Source organism: Bacillus paralicheniformis (genome assembly GCF_001042485.2).
Lineage (GTDB): Bacteria > Bacillota > Bacilli > Bacillales > Bacillaceae > Bacillus > Bacillus paralicheniformis.
Window position 1 is genome coordinate 1 of record NZ_LBMN02000009.1, and the last position, 17077, is coordinate 17077.

Annotated in this window: 13 protein-coding genes and 1 pseudogene; 1 reads left to right on the plus strand and 13 read right to left on the minus strand. The window is 47.1% G+C overall.

Annotated elements, in window-relative coordinates; genetic code table 11:
- The 7 genes and pseudogenes from ACH97_RS07575 to hemA all read right to left on the minus strand — a co-directional run.
- Positions 1–894 (minus strand): annotated as a pseudogene (locus ACH97_RS07575) (LysM peptidoglycan-binding domain-containing protein); the annotation flags it as partial.
- 148 nt (positions 895–1042) lie between these two features.
- Positions 1043–2338: a glutamate-1-semialdehyde 2,1-aminomutase gene (gene hemL / locus ACH97_RS07580; RefSeq protein WP_020452460.1), complete on the minus strand. Its 1296-nt coding sequence runs from the start codon at positions 2336–2338 to the stop codon at positions 1043–1045.
- 25 nt (positions 2339–2363) lie between these two features.
- Complete coding sequence (gene hemB / locus ACH97_RS07585; protein ID WP_020452461.1) at positions 2364–3338, minus strand: porphobilinogen synthase; 975 nt, start codon at positions 3336–3338, stop codon at positions 2364–2366.
- A 3-nt stretch (positions 3339–3341) separates the two neighbouring features.
- The gene (locus ACH97_RS07590; RefSeq protein ID WP_020452462.1) at positions 3342–4133 is read right to left on the minus strand and encodes a uroporphyrinogen-III synthase; all 792 of its coding nucleotides are present in this window, start codon (positions 4131–4133) and stop codon (positions 3342–3344) included.
- A complete protein-coding gene (gene hemC, locus ACH97_RS07595) occupies positions 4123–5064 on the minus strand; it encodes a hydroxymethylbilane synthase (protein WP_020452463.1) in 942 nt (313 codons plus the stop codon). Before hemC ends, ACH97_RS07590 begins: the two co-directional genes overlap by 11 nt.
- Before the next feature lie 39 nt (positions 5065–5103).
- A complete protein-coding gene (locus ACH97_RS07600) occupies positions 5104–5934 on the minus strand; it encodes a cytochrome c biogenesis protein (protein WP_020452464.1) in 831 nt (276 codons plus the stop codon).
- A 5-nt stretch (positions 5935–5939) separates the two neighbouring features.
- Positions 5940–7301 carry a glutamyl-tRNA reductase gene (gene hemA / locus ACH97_RS07605; protein WP_020452465.1) on the minus strand — a complete coding sequence of 454 codons (1362 nt, stop codon included), beginning with the start codon at positions 7299–7301 and terminating at the stop codon, positions 5940–5942.
- Positions 7302–7489: 188 nt separating this feature from the next.
- On the opposite strand from hemA, the gene ACH97_RS07610 reads away from it, so the two are divergent.
- On the plus strand, positions 7490–7975 hold the full coding sequence (locus tag ACH97_RS07610) for a hypothetical protein (protein ID WP_020452466.1): 486 nt from the start codon (positions 7490–7492) through the stop codon (positions 7973–7975).
- Between the two features lie 47 nt (positions 7976–8022).
- On the opposite strand, the gene yihA is transcribed toward ACH97_RS07610, so the two are convergent.
- From yihA to ddcA, 6 genes are all read right to left on the minus strand, one after another.
- Positions 8023–8610: a ribosome biogenesis GTP-binding protein YihA/YsxC gene (yihA, locus tag ACH97_RS07615; protein ID WP_020452467.1), complete on the minus strand. Its 588-nt coding sequence runs from the start codon at positions 8608–8610 to the stop codon at positions 8023–8025.
- Entirely contained in the window at positions 8607–10931 is a 2325-nt protein-coding gene (lon, locus tag ACH97_RS07620; protein ID WP_020452468.1) for an endopeptidase La, read from the minus strand. Before lon ends, yihA begins: the two co-directional genes overlap by 4 nt.
- A gap of 216 nt (positions 10932–11147) precedes the next feature.
- A complete protein-coding gene (lonB, locus tag ACH97_RS07625; protein ID WP_020452469.1) occupies positions 11148–12803 on the minus strand; it encodes an ATP-dependent protease LonB in 1656 nt (551 codons plus the stop codon).
- A gap of 181 nt (positions 12804–12984) precedes the next feature.
- Positions 12985–14250 (minus strand): ATP-dependent protease ATP-binding subunit ClpX, encoded by a 1266-nt coding sequence (clpX, locus tag ACH97_RS07630; RefSeq protein ID WP_003184083.1) that lies wholly within the window; start codon positions 14248–14250, stop codon positions 12985–12987.
- 268 nt (positions 14251–14518) lie between these two features.
- Positions 14519–15793, minus strand: coding sequence for a trigger factor (gene tig, locus ACH97_RS07635; protein ID WP_020452470.1), 1275 nt, complete (start codon positions 15791–15793; stop codon positions 14519–14521).
- Between the two features lie 226 nt (positions 15794–16019).
- Positions 16020–17027: a DNA damage checkpoint antagonist DdcA gene (gene ddcA / locus ACH97_RS07640; protein WP_020452471.1), complete on the minus strand. Its 1008-nt coding sequence runs from the start codon at positions 17025–17027 to the stop codon at positions 16020–16022.
- Positions 17028–17077: the final 50 nt, after the last annotated feature.

Sequence of the window (17077 nt, forward strand, 5' to 3'; positions counted from 1 at the left end):
TTCTTCCGGCTTTGCTTCTACTTTCTCCCTTTTCAGCTCATATTCTTCCGGTTTTGCTTCTACTTTCTCCCTTTTCAGCTCATATTCTTCCGGTTTTGCTTCTACTTTCTCCCTTTTCAGCTCATATTCTTCTTCCGGATGTTCAAGAGCGGCGTCTTTTGGATTTTCCATTTCACGCTTCGTCCGCTCTGCCGCAGACAAAGACGCTGTAAAAAACGGCTTTGTTTCCTCTGTATCGTCTCCGAGAAACGACTGGTAAATCGGAACCGCTTCCGCATCGGTATCAGTTTCTTCTGCTTCTTCATACGGCTGTTCTTCGTCCTGCTCTTCATAAGACCTGTCAAGCTGAATCAAAAATTCTTCCTCTTTACCCTGTTCTTCGTCGTCTGAAGGTGATCTGAAGGCAGGCTCAAGCTCCTCTTCCGGCTGGACTGCCGCAGGCATAGTACGCGGTTCTTCTTCTCCGGCTTCACCGCTTACATTCAAGAGGCCTTCAATCGCCAAATCAGCTTGAATCGTCAGCATCCTCGCATCTGTCAGCTGATAATCGAAAGCGTCAATAAAAACAAATACGTCGTTTAAATGATTGACCTTGTCTTTCGGGATGGTGATATCCACTGGGAAACAATGCGTCAGCTCTGCGCTGCCGTCCCCTTTCAGCTTTACATCTTCCACAAATCGGCTTGTCGCAGGCAGCTCTGCATATTCCCGGGTTTGATCTATGTTGTATTCGCCTGTCAGCTCTAATGACCCTCGTATGGATACATAATCATTTACTTCCTGAACGGTAATGTCAGGATCCAATGAAATCGATAATAATTCGGATACTTCCTGTCCTTTTTGAAAACAGATTGACTCTTCTACAGAAAATTGCAAACGATTGTTTTGCGGCAAACTGATATCCTCCCTTCACCTAATTTTTAAAATTAGATGTCAGTAAAGATGTATGAGAAAAGCAGGCAGAATATGAACAGAAAAATCATAAGCCGTTACCGGCACCATGCAAAAAAGAGCCGCCGGCAATGTCCGGCAGCCCTTTTCTTTATCTGGAGCGGCTGATTCTTTCGAATACGCGTTCAGCAGCTTGAATCGTATGCTCAATGTCGTCATCCGTATGAGCGGTTGACAAGAACAGCCCTTCAAACTGTGAAGGCGGGAGAAACACGCCTTCATCGGCCATCCCTTTATAATATTCGGCAAACAGTCCGAGATCAGACTGTTTCGCTGTATCATAATTGATGACCGGTTCATTTGTGAAGAAAAAGCCGATCATAGACCCCGCTCGATTAAATGTACACGGAATGCCATTTTTCCCGGCAGCTTCAGAAATTCCTTTTTCCAAACGGTCTGCTTTGCGGGAGAATTCCTGGTAGGATTCAGGAGTCAGCTGTTTCAATGTTTCGAGTCCGGCTGTCATGGCAAGCGGGTTGCCGGACAGCGTGCCGGCCTGATAGATCGGACCGCTCGGCGCAATTTTCTCCATGATTTCCGCCTTTCCTCCATAAGCGCCGACAGGAAGACCGCCGCCGATCACTTTTCCGAGGCAAGTCAAATCAGGCGTCACTCCGAAATAGCCTTGCGCACAGTTGTAGCCCACCCTGAAGCCTGTCATTACTTCATCAAAAATCAGCAGAGCGCCATGCGTCTCAGTCAGCTCGCGAAGCCCTTCGAGGAACCCTTTAACCGGAGGTACGACACCCATATTGCCCGCGACAGGTTCAACGATAACGCCGGCAATGTCCTCTCCGAATTCCTGAAAGACAAGCTTCATGCTTTCCAGATCATTGTAAGGAACGGTAATCGTGTTTTTTGCAATGCTTTCCGGAACTCCGGGACTGTCAGGGAGGCCGAGCGTTGCTACTCCAGAGCCCGCTTTAATCAGCAGGGAATCACCGTGTCCATGGTAGCAGCCTTCAAATTTCACGATTTTGTTACGGCCTGTGTAACCGCGCGCCAGCCGCAAGGCGCTCATCGTCGCCTCCGTACCGGAGCTTACCATCCGAACGATTTCTATGGAAGGAACACGGTCGATGACAAGCTCGGCAAGCTCGGTTTCCAGTTCTGTCGGTGCACCGAAGCTTGTCCCGTGTTCTGCCGTGTTTTGAATTTCTTTCACCACTTTTTCATTGCTGTGTCCTAAAATAAGCGGTCCCCATGACAAGACATAATCGATGTATTCGTTTCCGTCAATATCATAGATTTTTGATCCTTTTCCCCGCTCCATAAAAATCGGGTCCATGTTCACTGATTTAAAGGCTCTGACCGGGCTGTTCACCCCGCCAGGCATGACTCGTTGCGCCTCTTCGAATGCCGCTTTAGACTTCTCATAGCTCCGCATCCTCTAAAACCCCCAGTTCAAATTCTTATTCCGAAATCCATTTTGCCGCATCTTTTGCAAAGTACGTAATGATCAAATCGGCGCCCGCCCGCTTCATGCTTGTCAGCATTTCGAGAACAAGAGCTTTTTCTTCAATCCAGCCGTTTTGGGCCGCGGCTTTGACCATCGCATACTCCCCGCTTACATTGTATCCGACAACAGGCAGGTTAAATTCGTTTTTCACTTCTCTGACGATATCAAGATATGAAAGCGTCGGCTTGACGATCAGGAAATCGGCGCCTTCTTCCACATCGGATTTTGCCTCCCGGAGAGCCTCCCTGCGGTTGGCATAATCCATTTGGTACGTCTTGCGGTCGCCGAACTGCGGACTGCTTCCCGCGGCATCGCGGAACGGGCCGTAAAACGCGCTCGCATATTTTACAGCGTACGACATGATCGGCACATTTGTAAATCCTTCCTGATCAAGCGCATCCCTGATGGCGGCAACGAAACCGTCCATCATGTTTGAAGGCGCAATAATGTCAGCGCCTGCACGGGCTTGGCTGACAGCGGTTTTTGCCAAAAGAACGAGCGATTCGTCATTTAGTATTTCACCGTTTTCCACAAGGCCGCAGTGACCGTGGTCCGTGTACTCGCATAGGCATGTATCTGCGATAACGACAAGCTCAGGAAAGTCTTGTTTAATTTGCGCAATCGCTTTTTGAACGATGCCGTGGTTGTGATAGGCTCCGCTTCCCACATCATCTTTGTGTTCAGGCACGCCGAAGACGATCACAGATTGAATGCCGAGGCCTGCGACTTCCTCCATTTCCTCTTTCAGCCGGTCCAAAGACAGCTGGTATACGCCCGGCATGGACGGAACTTCGCTTTTAACATTCTCTTCCTCGGTTACAAATATCGGATAAATGAAGTCAGATGCTCTTAACTCGGTTTCTCTTACCAATTTTCGCATACCTGCTGTCGTCCGCAGGCGGCGGTGTCTTTGAAATGATGCTTCCATTTGTCATTCTCCCTTTCTTGAAATGCGGCATATTTCACGCAGCATTCCGTCGATTGTATAGACGTCCGGCATATATGAAGGAATTCCGTAGTCCGACAGCGCCTTCTTTGTCATAGGCCCGATCGTAATAAAAGCCGTACCGTTCTTTTCGGCCCACGTTCTGCTCTCCTCTTTCAAAATGGACATGAATGTATGTACCGTCGAGGAGCTGGTAAATGTCACAAAATCAAAAGACGCGTGTTTTGCTGCTTTCTTAAGCTCCAGAATTCCCTTTTCATCACGAACGGTTTCATACAAAATCCATTCCGAAACTTGAATTCCGAGCGGAGTGAGGGTTTTCTTGATGACGTCCCGAGATAAATTCCCTTTTAAAACGGCAACTTTATCATGACGGCCGGCATTTCGCTTCAGTGCCTCCGCCAAATGTTCAGCCACGTATAACTCAGGCATCAGATCGACAGAAAGACCCCTGTCGCGCAAATACCTGGCCGTTTTTTCACCGACAGCGGCAACCTTGGCCTTTGATGCGAAAGGAACGCTGAACCCGGCGTTCTTCAAATAAGAAAAAAAGAATTTTGCCCCGTTCACGCTTGTAAAAACAAGCCAGTCCGCGCTTTCAAGATCTGCTCGAAAGCGCTGGGCCTGTTCTCGCGGGAGGGCGGGCCGAAACGAAATCAATGACGTTAAAACAGCTTCTCCGCCCAAAGCCTCCACCTTTTCCCTGAAAGATTGGGCTTGGGCTTTATTGCGGGTGACGAGCACTTTCTTTCCCTGTAAAGGAAGATCATGCTTCATTGTCTTCCAGCTCCTGTTTCACACGGTCAATCAGTGCCTTTGCTCCTTTTTCCGACATGACCGCCGCGCATTCTCTGCCGACAGCCTCCGGATCTTTTCCTTTTACTGTTTCTCTGTATGCGGTTTTTCCGTCAGGCGATGCCACAAGACCGGTCAGTTCGATGACGCCGTCTTCGTCCATCGTCGCAAATCCGGCGATTGGCACTTGGCAGCCGCCTTCCATCGCATGAAGAAAAGCGCGCTCGGCCGTGACGGTCAGCTGTGTGTAGCGGTCGTTCAGGCGCGAAAAGAGGGACAGCAGCTCCTCATCCGAGCCTCTGCACTCGATCGCCAACGCGCCTTGCCCAACGGCGGGAAGGCAGCTCTCTGGATCAAGAAATTCGGTGACGACATCGTCCTTCCAGCCCATTCTTGACAGGCCTGCCGCTGCTAAAATAATCGCGTCGTAATCTTCAGTTTCAAGTTTTTTCAGCCTTGTATCGATATTTCCCCTGATCCACTTGATCTCAAGGTCGGGGCGCATTTGCAAAAGCTGCGCGCTTCTTCTGAGGCTGCTCGTGCCGATAACCGCACCTTGTTTCAGGTCGGCCAGCTTTTGACGGCTTTTTGAAATGAGAACGTCCCTGGCATCTTCCCGTTTTGGAATGCAGCCGACCACCAGCCCTTCGGGAAGCGCCGACGGCATGTCCTTCATGCTGTGAACGGCCATATCAATTTCCCCGGAAAGCATCGCCTGTTCGATTTCTTTGACGAACAGGCCTTTCCCGCCGACCTTTGACAGGGTAACATCCAAGATCCGGTCGCCTTTTGTAACGATTTCCTTTATTTCAAACGTGAAATCCGGATTTAATTCCTCCAGCTTTTTGATCACCCATTTTGTCTGGGTCATCGCCAATTTGCTTCTTCTTGAGCCTACAATGATGTTTCTCATGTTTTCTTCCTCCCAATCCGTCACGGGCAACCGTTTTAACTAACTAAACCAATGAAATTGCGAAAAGCTGCCGAGCAAAAAGAAATTGATTAAAAGAACAAGAAAAGACGCGGTATTCCACATGGCCGCAATCCTTCCCTGCAGCTCTTTGACAATCCTGATAAATAAATAGTATCCGTATAAAAAAAGCAGCACGATCGATCCGAGCACTTTCGGATCCGCCCAGTACAGGGTTTCAAGCGATACATACGACCAGATAATCCCCAGAATCAGACTCAGCAAAAGCATGGGAACGCCGATGAGATTAAGGACATAAGCCATATGATCAAGTTTTGGCAAATCTTCGATTCGTAAGAGCCATTTCCCCCACTTTTTCTTTTTCAATAAACGGTACTGAAAAAGATACAGCACGGAAAAGACAAACGACAATGAAAACGCTCCATACGAAAGAATCGCCATTGTAATGTGGATGATCAAGAGCTCGGACACGAGCCTTCCCGAAAGCTCCGCCGACTGCTGGGCCGTCGGTGTAAACGTGTGGATCGCCGCCATTGAAAAGCCGATGAGATTGGTGAAAAAAACGAGAAATTCCACTTTCAAAAGCTTCGTCAAAACGAGAGACAGCGTGACAAGCACCCACGCGTAAAAATAAAGCCCCTGTGCATTATTCAAAACAGGAAACTGATCTGTGTACTGCATGAAATAAAAAAGGTATACCGTCTGCAGAATCCAGACAATAGAAAGCAACCAGAAGGCCGCTTTTCCCGCCTTCCGGTTGTGCTGTAAAAAGTCTATAAAATAAAAGAGGACGGTGAGCGCGTACAACACGATTGTAACTTCGTTAAGCCTTGCTAACAATGTGTCTGTCATGTCTGTCACTCGCTCGCGATAGAAGTCAAACCCTGCTGGTTTTGCCGCTTAAACGCATGAACCGGCTGGCGTTCGTCTTGATTCTCTCCGTCAGGAAAAGCCGCTTCTTCAATATCAAAAATCTGCGTAAACAGCGCAAGCTTTTCTTCGGCATCAGCTTCTGACGCAAACTCCTTCACTTTTAAAATCGGGTCGCGCAAGAGCTGGTTGATAATGCTTTTCGTATGCTTGTTTAAAAGTTTTTTCTCTCTTGTGCTCAAGTGAGGGAGCTTCCGTTCGATGCTCTGCATCGTTTCCGCCTGGATTGTCAAAGCTTTTTCCCTGAGAGCAGAGATGACCGGCACGACGCCGAGCGTATTCAGCCATTGTTTAAAAGCGACGATCTCAGCTTCAATAATCAGCTCCACTTCTTCAGCAACGGCCTGACGCTCCTTCAGATTTTCTTCCACGATCCCTTCAAGATCGTCAATATCGTACAGAAAGACGCCTTCCACATCGCTGAGAGCCGGGTCAAGATCCCGCGGCACGGCAATATCCACCATAAAAAGCGGACATCCTTTGCGAAGCTTATTGACATGTTCGATCATCTCTTTTGTGACGACATAGCCGCTTGCGCCCGTTGAACTGATGAGAATGTCGGCTTCCATTAAAGCGCATTGCAGCTCATTTAAGCTTTTCGCCGCGCCTGAAAAACGGCCGGCAAGCTCCTTCGCTTTTGAAAATGTTCTGTTGATCACGGTAACCTGTCCGATTCCGTGGCCGTGCAGGTTTTGAACCGCAAGCTCTCCCATTTTGCCCGCGCCGAGAATCAGCACGTGTTTATCGGAAAGGTCGCCGAAGATTTTCCTGGCAAGCTCGACGGCTGCATAGCTGACGGATACAGCATTTGAAGCAATGTCCGTTTCGGCATGGCAGCGCTTCGCGACGGTGACAGCCTGCTTAAACAAATAGTTGAAAACGGTACCAATTGTCTTCTCTTCCTGAGCCAGCTTAAAACTTGTACGCACTTGGCCTAAAATCTGCGTTTCTCCAATAACCATCGAATCCAATCCGCACGATACGCGGAACAAATGTTCAACGGCTCCGTCGTTTTCATAAAACTTCAAGTAAGGCGAAATGTCCTCTTTGCTTAGTCCGAACCAGTTCGCCAAAAACATTTTCATATAATAACGTCCGGTGTGCAGCTGATCAACGACTGCATACAGCTCTGTCCGGTTGCATGTCGACACGATGATATTCTCAAGTATGCTTTTTTCTTCTTTCAATTGCGACATCGCCTGCCCCAGCTCATCCGGCTGAAAGGTTAACTTTTCACGTATATCAACAGGGGCTGATTTGTAATCCAATCCCACGACAAGTATATGCATAACTCTTGCTTGCACCCCCAACATCTATCTAAATTAGAATGATTATAATATAGAATTTATTATTCAAAACGATTATAACATATATTCACTATTTTCTCTTCCCAAAATGTGAACAGATTTTAAAAAATTGATGTGATATAGTAGAAAATGTGTTTCTATTTCTTTCACTACATCAAGAAGGTGATACTTTGAAAAAGAAATCTGTTTTGCTTCCATTGCTGTTGATAGCCGTGGCTGTCTACGCCTTTCTGCGGTCGGGCCGGATCAGCCTGTTTGACGGACAGGAAGAATGGTCTGTACTTGCGGGGCTCATCGGGCTGGCTCTTTTTTATCAGGGGCAGAAGGAAGCCGATTCCGCCCATTCCTTTGCAGGGCTCTTCATGACAGCGATCGGCGTTTATTTCACATTTAAAGAGGACTATTTCAGCCGCGCAGATGATTTTGCGGTCATCGTGCTGATCCTCGGTGCGGCGCTTCTTGTCAAATCGTTTAAGACGAAAGAATATCAATATGAGAGTCTGCTGATGATCGCAGTCGCCCTCTATCTTTATTTTTTCCGGCAGATTGCCGCCTGGCTGAAGACGGCGAATATCGAGACGGCATATGTAGAAGCTTATTGGCCGGCCGCTTTTATCGCGGTTAGTCTGCTTTTATTATTCTTAAAAAGAAAATAGTTTATTCAAGAAAAGCACTTGCATCAATCCCGCAAGTGCTTTTTCTTTTATCTCGCGATCATTTGCTCGATCGCCGACCACGCTTCTTGTTTACCCTTTTTCGTCTCGGAGGAAAACAAGATGAGCTGGTCTTCTTTTTCTATATTGAGCGTCTCTTTGACGACTTTGGCATGCTTTTCCCATTTACCTTTAGGGATTTTATCCGCTTTTGTCGCAATCACGATCACAGGAATTTCATAATGCTTTAAAAAGTCGTACATGATGACATCATCCTGTGAAGGAGCATGCCTGAGGTCGACGATTTGGACGACCGCTTTCAGTTCTTCGCGGGATGTCAAATACATCTCTATCATACGGCCCCAAGCCTCGCGCTCCGTTTTGGAGACTTTCGCAAATCCGTAACCGGGCACATCGACAAAGTGAAGGACATCGTTAATGATATAAAAGTTTAATGTCTGTGTTTTGCCCGGCTTTGATGATGTCCTCGCTAAGTTTTTACGGTTGATCATTGTATTGATAAATGACGATTTTCCGACATTAGATCTCCCGGCAAGGGCGATTTCCGGCAGCCCCCCTTCAGGGTACTGCTCGGGTTTCACCGCACTGATGACAATCTCTGATTTCGTTACTTTCATTTCTCTTCTCCTACTAGCGCATGCTTTAGAACTTCGTCCAGGTGAGCGACAGGAATGAAGGTTAAGCCTTCCCGCACGCTGTTTGGAATGTCCTCAATGTCTTTTTCATTATCTTTCGGCATAATGACAGTCTTTAAGCCGGCACGGTGTGCGCCGAGCGCCTTTTCCTTCAAGCCGCCGATCGGAAGGACGCGGCCTCTTAACGTGATTTCGCCGGTCATGCCGACATTTCGTGAAACAGGTCGGCCCGTCAGCGCCGAAACAAGAGCTGTCGCCATTGTGATTCCCGCGGATGGCCCGTCCTTCGGAACGGCCCCTTCCGGCACGTGAATGTGAATATCGTGTTTTTCATGAAAATCAGGGTTGATGTTTAACTCTTCCGCTTTTGAACGGACATAGCTGAATGCGGCTTGTGCCGACTCTCTCATGACATCGCCGAGCTTTCCGGTTAAAATGAGCTTGCCTTTCCCGGGGGAAAGAGACACTTCGATGGACAGCGTATCTCCGCCGACCGTCGTGTAGGCAAGACCTGTGACAACGCCGATCTGATCGTCGAGCTCAGCCTGTCCGTACCTGAACATTCTTTTTCCTAAATAGTCTTCAAGGTTTTTGTCCGTGACCGTAATTCTTTTTCTTTCCCCTGATACGATCAGCTTCGCCGCTTTTCTGCATATCGCTGCGATTTGGCGTTCAAGACTTCTGACGCCGGCTTCCCTCGTATAATAGCGAATAACATCAAGGACAGCCTGCTCCCGTATTTGCAGATTGGATTTTTTCAGACCGTGTTCTTTCAGCTGTTTTGGAAGCAGATGGTCTTTGACGATTTCGACCTTTTCCACTTCCGTATAGCCCGCGATCGTGATGATCTCCATACGGTCTCTGAGCGGACCCGGGATTGTGGCCAGGTTGTTCGCGGTCGCAATAAACAAAACCTTTGATAAATCAAACGTCTCTTCAATATAATGGTCGCTGAACGTATGGTTTTGTTCAGGATCGAGCACTTCCAGCATCGCTGAAGCAGGATCTCCCCTGAAATCCGAAGCCATTTTGTCAATCTCGTCCAAAAGGAACACGGGATTGTTCTTGCCTGCTTTTTTCATCCCCTGAATAATGCGGCCCGGCATGGCGCCTACATATGTGCGGCGGTGGCCGCGGATTTCGGATTCATCCCTCACGCCGCCAAGGGAAATGCGGACAAATTTGCGTCCGAGCGATTTGGCGATCGATTTGGCCAGCGAGGTTTTTCCGACACCCGGAGGTCCGGCCAAGCATAAGATCGGTCCTTTTAACGAGCGGGTCAGCTTTTGGACTGCCAAATATTCGAGAACCCGTTCTTTCACTTTTTCAAGTCCGTGATGTTCTTCATCAAGAATTTGACTGGCGAGATTTAAATCAAGCCTGTCTTCTGTTGCATCATTCCATGGGAGGGAAATAAGCCATTCAATATAATTGCGGATGACAGAACTTTCAGCTGAGCTTGACGGAATTTTTTCGTACCGGTTTAGCTCTTTAAACGCGGTTTCTTTCACATTGTCAGGCATGCCGGCCTGTTCGATTTTCTCAGTCAGCTTTTGGACCTCGCCCGTTTTTCCTTCTTTATCGCCAAGCTCTTTTTGGATGGCTTTCATCTGCTCGCGCAGGTAATACTCCTTTTGCGTTCTTTCCATTGAACGCTTGACGCGCTGCCCGATCTTCTTTTCAATCTCAAGGACTTCTTTTTCGTTGTGAATCAGGTCGATCACTTTGTTTAATCTGGCTTTGACATCGATCGTTTCCAGCACTTCCTGCTTGTCTTTCAACTTAAGCGGCAGGTGGGAGGCGACGATATCGGCCATTCTTCCCGGCTCTTCAATATCTGTCACAGCGGCAAATGTTTCAGCCGATATTTTTTTCGAAATCTTTATGTATTGATCGAAGTGGTCAAGCAATGTGCGCATAAGTGCTTCATCTTCAACATCTTTTTCAGTCTCTTCATCGATTCGTTCGATTTTTACAGACGTATATTCATCTAAATCATGGTACTCAAGAATGCGGGCGCGCTGCAGCCCCTCCACCAAAACGCGGATCGTTCCGTTCGGCAGCTTGAGCATCTGCTTGATTTTTGTATAGGTTCCGAATGTAAAAATCTCGTCTTCATCCGGTTCGTCTATGGATATGTCCTTTTGTGTTGCCAAAAAAATCATATGGTCATTCATCATCGCCTGTTCAAGCGCCTGAACCGACTTTTCACGCCCGACGTCAAGGTGCAAAACCATCGTCGGATAGACGAGTAAACCTCTTAAAGGGAGGAGCGGGATGTTTCGTTTCGTTTCATCTGCCATTTTGACTGACACCTCCGTAACTTTAGTATGAACCATTATAATATACTTTTTTTATCCCTGTACAATTGTAAGCCCGGCGAAATAAAAAGGGTCTCCTGTAGTATACCCTTTCTTTCAGTTCTGAAAAAGGAAAAGATGTCCTCCGCTAAGAAAACATGCCGGCGCCTGTCGGAGAAAACCGGCCCGAAAAAAATCCCCATCTGAAATGATGGGGATTTATACGGATTCTCTTTTCATCTGAGCGCCGTCAGGCATTTCTGAAGGAGGGTTGACCAATGCAAGGTCCAGCACTTCCTGCAAGGTTTTGACGGGAATGATATGTACGCCTTCTATCCGCTTTAAAATCGACTGGACATTTTCGTGCGGAATAATAACAGTTTTTGCCCCCGCATGCTTGGCCGCTTTGATTTTCGGAATCACGCCGCCGATCGGCTTTACCCGGCCGTTCAGGCTGATTTCCCCCGTCATGGCGACAGTATGGTCTATCGGAACCTTATGAATGGCGGAGAAAATGCCCGCCGCCATGGCAATTCCTGCAGATGGTCCGTCAACCGGGATACCGCCGGGGAAATTCACGTGAATATCATAATCCGAAGCTTTTACTCCCATTGTCCGCAATACAGTCATGACATTTTCGACCGACCCTTTCGCCATGCTTTTCCGTCGGATCGATTTTGACTGGTTGCCGATATTCTCTTCTTCTGCGATGCCTGTGATATTAATCGATCCCTTATCAGCAGCCTTGTTGACTGTGACTTCAATTTCGAGCAGCGAACCGCTATTAGGGCCGTGGACGGCAAGTCCGTTGACGATGCCGACCTGCGGTTTGGAGGCGATTTTTTGTTCGTATTTCGGTGTCAGCTGGCTCGAATGGATCACCCATTCGATATCTTCAACCGTCACCTCGTCGCGCTCTTCAGTCAAAGCCATTCCGGCGGCGATTTGCATCATATTGACGACTTCGCGGCCGTTTCTCGCATACCGCGTCAACAGGTCAAGTCCTTCCTCTGCGACTTTCTTCTCAATCTTATCAGCCGCTTTTTTGGCGACCGTTTTTAATTCTTGCTTTTCAAGGTCGCGGAAGAACACTTCCAGACATCTCGACCGAATCGCTGGCGGGATTTCGTCAGGCATCCTCGTCGTCGCGCCGATCAGTCTGAAATCCGCCGGCAGCCCGTTTTGAAAAATGTCGTGGATGTGTTTGGGGATTTGCGTGTTTTCTTCACTGTAATAGGCGCTTTCCAAAAACACTTTCCGATCTTCAAGCACCTTCAGCATTTTATTCATTTGAATCGGATGAAGCTCTCCGATTTCGTCGATGAATAATACCCCGCCGTGCGCATGCGTAACGGCTCCCTGCTTTGGCTGAGGAATTCCGGCCTGCCCCATCGCTCCGGCACCCTGATAAATCGGATCGTGGACCGATCCGATCAACGGGTCGGCGATTCCCCGCTCGTCGAAGCGGGCTGTTGTCGCGTCAAGCTCGACAAAGACGGAATGTTCCTGGAACGGTGAGCGCTTGTTCTTTTTCGCTTCTTCGAGGACAAGCCTTGCAGCTGCGGTTTTCCCTACACCTGGAGGGCCGTAAATAATGACATGCTGCGGATTTGGTCCGCAAAGGGCGGCTTTCAGCGCTTTAATGCCGTCCTCTTGGCCGACGATGTCTTTAAAAGCTGTCGGCCTTACCTTTTCTGATAACGGTTCTGATAAATGGATTGATCTCATTTTCCGGAGCTGCTCCATCTCTTTTTTGGACTCTCTGTCTATCGTAACCTTTTGGGTTCTTTGATTCTTGAGCAGATTCCAAAAATATAATCCGATGATGATCCCGAAAAATAGTTGTACAAAAAGTGCAATGCTCGTCCAGCTCAACTGATGGTCCCTCCTGAAATGGTTTCGTATCTTTAAGTATGTCAGATAGTATTTCCTGATCACGGAGGGAATAAACGTACAGAAAGGGATAATTTTGCTTTTCGAACCGTCACTTTTTTCTGTATGGCGACGGTTTCCAAATGCAAAAAAAGAACCTCCTTTGGCTAGGAGGTTCTCTGCATTATGCTGAAGTTTTTTTGTCTTTATTGACGACCGTGCCGTCTTTCATAATGAGACGCGGCGGTTCGCCGTCAGTGACGGTTTTGCCTGTAATCACGCATTTTTCAATATCCTCGCGTGACGGCAGATCGAACATCACGTCGAGCATGATTCCTTCGATAATGGAACGAAGTCCGCGTGCTCCTGTTTTACGTTCAATTGCTTTTTTAGCGATTTCTGTGAGCGCTTCGTCTTCAAATACAAGCTCCACATCATCCAGCTCAAGCATTTTTCTATATTGTTTAACAAGTGCGTTTTTCGGTTTTGTTAAAATTTCAACCAGCGCTTTTTCATCGAGTGGTTCAAGGCTTGCGATGATCGGGAGACGGCCGATGAATTCAGGGATCAGACCGAAGCGAAGCAAGTCTTCCGGAAGCACTTTGGAAAGAAGCGCTTCTTTTTCAAGATCTTCATGCTTGTTGTCAGAGCCGAAGCCGATGACCTTTTGACCGAGACGGCGCTTGATGATTTGCTCGATTCCGTCAAAAGCTCCGCCGCAAATGAACAGGATGTTCGTTGTGTCAATCTGGATGAACTCTTGATGAGGATGCTTTCTTCCGCCTTGTGGAGGAACGCTTGCAACCGTACCTTCAAGAATTTTAAGCAGAGCCTGCTGAACGCCTTCACCTGATACATCGCGTGTAATTGAAGGGTTCTCGGACTTTCTGGCCACTTTATCGATTTCATCGATGTAGATAATGCCTTTTTCCGCTTTTTCAACATCGTAGTCAGCAGCCTGAATCAGCTTAAGCAAAATGTTCTCCACATCTTCACCAACATAGCCTGCTTCAGTAAGCGAAGTGGCATCTGCAATGGCAAACGGCACATTCAGGATGCGGGCTAGTGTTTGAGCAAGAAGCGTTTTTCCGCTTCCAGTCGGTCCGATCATGGAAATATTACTTTTTGACAGCTCGACATCATCGACTTTGCTGTTCGAATTGATCCGCTTGTAATGATTGTAGACGGCCACGGCAAGGGATTTTTTTGCCTGGTCCTGGCCGATGACGTATTCATCAAGAATCTCGCGGATTTCCTTTGGTTTTGGGACATCTTTGAACTCCACTTCTTCTTCAGAGCCGAGTTCCTCTTCTACAATTTCAGTGCAAAGTTCGATGCACTCGTCACATATATATACGCCTGGTCCGGCGACAAGCTTGCGTACCTGATCTTGTGTTTTTCCGCAAAACGAGCATTTTAATTGTCCTTTTTCCTCGTTGAATTTAAACATTCTTTCACCCCTTATATCCTTGTCATTCCTGTTTCTTCGTTAAAAGAAACATCGCTTGAAAACATTCGTTCCATTATGTATTGCATTTTACCACACTTTCCAAAAAGGCGATAACGTTGTGTTTGCCGTTCGGCATATTCAATATGTATGTTGATCAAAACGACATTATCTATCCTTTCCCAAAGAAAAGGTGATAAGTCAAAATTGTATAAAACAAGGCACGAAACATTCGCGCCCTGTTTTATATAAAGTATGATTATGAAACATATTAACGGTTTTCTACAAGAAAATCAATTGCTTTGCGAACTTTTAAGTCCTCTTTCATTCCTTCTGTAGAACCGATTGCTTGTTTGATGTTTTCAACAGGCATGTTGTACGCTTCAGCCATTTTAGAAAGCTCTTCTTCGACTTCTTCGTCAGTGACTTGAAGGTTTTCAGCTTTGGCGATCGCTTCCAGTGTCAGGTTGGATTTCACGCGTTTTTCAGCATCCTCTTTCATTTGCTCTTTCAGCGCGTTTTCATCCTGTCCTGAGAATTGGAAGTAAAGCTCAAGGTTCATGCCTTGCATTTGCAGACGCTGTTCGAATTCTTTCATCATGCGGTCAAGCTCTGTGTCGATCATCGCTTGAGGAATGTCAGCTTCAGCGTTTTCAGCTGCTTTTACGACAAGCTCTTCGCGAAGTTTAGCGTCCGCTTCGTTTTCTTTTGCTTCCTCGAGACGTTTTTTCGTTTTTTCAGTCAGCTCGGCAAGCGTTTCAACTTCCTCATCGACATCTTTCGCAAACTCGTCATTAAGCTCAGGAAGCTCCTTCGCTTTGATTTCGTGGATTTTCACTTTGAATACGGCAGGTTTGCCCGCAAGCTCTTCCGCATGGTATTCCTCAGGGAATGTTACTTCTACGTCTTTTTCAGCACCGGCTTCAAGTCCGACAAGCTGATCTTCAAAACCTGGAATGAAAGAGCCTGAACCGACTTCAAGGGAATAGTTTTCCGCTTTTCCGCCTTCGAACGCTTCGCCGTCTACGAATCCTTCGAAGTCAAGAACAACAGTGTCCCCTTCTTCCACTTTGCCGTCTTCTTTTACAACGAGTTCAGCCTGGCGCTCTTGAAGAGACTTCAGTTCATTTTGAACGTCTTCATCCGTTACGGCAGTATCGTCTTTTTCAATGCCAAGGCCTTTGTATTCGCCAAGTTTCACTTCAGGCTTAACCGTTACCTTCGCAGTGAAGATCAGGTTTTCGCCTTTTTCGATTTTTTCCACATCGATTTCCGGGCGATCAACAGGCTCAATGCCCGCTTCCTCTACCGCTTTCGGATACTCGACAGGAAGCAGGATGTCCAGCGCATCCTGATAAAGCGCCTCAACACCAAAACGCTGTTCAAACAAACCGCGCGGTACTTTCCCTTTGCGGAATCCAGGAATGGATACTTGCTTTACGACTTTTTTAAATGCATCATCAAGGGCTTTATTAAAGGTATCGGCATCTACCTCAACCGTTAAAACGCCTTCGTTTCCTTCTTGCTTTTCCCATTTTACTGACATGTGTTTCCCTCCAAAATCTATTCAGGTTGTGTCGGTTTTCCATTTTAAAACAAACAAACGGCTACGTCCATCGCAAGCTGCCGACTGTGTGCAGCTCATGTGTTTCTGACAGCCATCATTATGTATACAAAGATAAATAATGAACTTTAAGCGGCAAACGGATCAACTTCCGTTTTTCACAAATGCAACCACTATATTATAACACAATGCCCGCTGCTTTCAACATTTACAAATAAGAAATTTCTTCTATGTCTTTGATGAGCGCGCAGGCCTCGTCAAGCTGTCTGTCATTGAATTCATAGAGAATATGAAGCTCCTCTTTATCGATGTCGATCCCGTGCATTTCGTATCCGACTTTATGCAGCGCAGCAGCCCAGAGCTCGCGGTTTGAGCATTTCGGCTGAAACGGATAGAGGACGTAAATATGCCTTCTCCACAGCTCTTCGACCGCTTGGTACAGCGTGGGATTTTCATTCCCCAGCGTGTCATCCAGCACGCTCAGAACATGCTTTAATATCGGCATATCATCCGGTTTGACTGTCTCTGTCGGATTAATTGTCATCGAATCGCCAAATTTTGCGACAAGTGTCGGCTTTTCATGGTCTGACTCGGCCAAAAGCTGGAGAATCATCGTTTTTACGACAGGATGCGCGCTCGGATTTTGCAAAATTGTTTTCAACAAGCCGATATAGCTTGTCAGATTGCGGTCCTTCAGTCCGTGAAGAAGTTTAACCTGCTCTTCCGTGTCATTCAAAAGCCTTTCCTGATCAACCTCCTCCGTCTCGGGAAGGTCTTCGGTGATATCCTCAGGTCCGGGGTCTTCCGTCATCTTGCGGCTGAAATCAAGCAGTTTATAAAACTGTTCCGCGCTTTCAGGAGGCAGCTTATTTTCTTCGAGTACAGCTTCAATCGTTTCTTTTACTTTTTCGTATTGTCTGAGCTGGATTAAAATCGTCATATAGACTTGTAAAACGGTAAAATAATGGCCGTGGCCTTCTTTCAGCATTTTTTCACAGATGCCTTTCGCTTCTTCAAGCTCGCCGATTTCCAGCAGGCAGATGGCCATTCCCAGATAAATATCCGATTCCTCGTCATCATAGCGCTTCGCTTCAGAAAACAGCCTGAGCGCTTCATGGTAATTCTTTTCTTTAAGCGCGGCCATCCCTTTGTGCACTAAACGCTCCTTAACGTTCGGGAACGGGATGATCTTCGAGTTTTTCTTGTCATGCTTCATTTCTAAGTTCCTTTCAGGCACTTATTTTTTAACAAGTGTAACAACCCGGC

Excerpts from the sequence above, each read along its gene's own strand:
- hemL (WP_020452460.1), bottom strand. The coding sequence starts at position 2,338 with ATGCGGAGCTATGAGAAGTCTAAAGCGGCATTCGAAGAGGCGCAACGA.
- hemB (WP_020452461.1), bottom strand. The coding sequence starts at position 3,338 with ATGGAAGCATCATTTCAAAGACACCGCCGCCTGCGGACGACAGCAGGT.
- ACH97_RS07590 (WP_020452462.1), bottom strand. The coding sequence starts at position 4,133 with ATGAAGCATGATCTTCCTTTACAGGGAAAGAAAGTGCTCGTCACCCGC.
- hemC (WP_020452463.1), bottom strand. The coding sequence starts at position 5,064 with ATGAGAAACATCATTGTAGGCTCAAGAAGAAGCAAATTGGCGATGACC.
- ACH97_RS07600 (WP_020452464.1), bottom strand. The coding sequence starts at position 5,934 with ATGACAGACACATTGTTAGCAAGGCTTAACGAAGTTACAATCGTGTTG.
- hemA (WP_020452465.1), bottom strand. The coding sequence starts at position 7,301 with ATGCATATACTTGTCGTGGGATTGGATTACAAATCAGCCCCTGTTGAT.
- yihA (WP_020452467.1), bottom strand. The coding sequence starts at position 8,610 with ATGAAAGTAACGAAATCAGAGATTGTCATCAGTGCGGTGAAACCCGAG.
- lon (WP_020452468.1), bottom strand. The coding sequence starts at position 10,931 with ATGGCAGATGAAACGAAACGAAACATCCCGCTCCTCCCTTTAAGAGGT.
- clpX (WP_003184083.1), bottom strand. The coding sequence starts at position 14,250 with ATGTTTAAATTCAACGAGGAAAAAGGACAATTAAAATGCTCGTTTTGC.
- tig (WP_020452470.1), bottom strand. The coding sequence starts at position 15,793 with ATGTCAGTAAAATGGGAAAAGCAAGAAGGAAACGAAGGCGTTTTAACG.
- ddcA (WP_020452471.1), bottom strand. The coding sequence starts at position 17,027 with ATGAAGCATGACAAGAAAAACTCGAAGATCATCCCGTTCCCGAACGTT.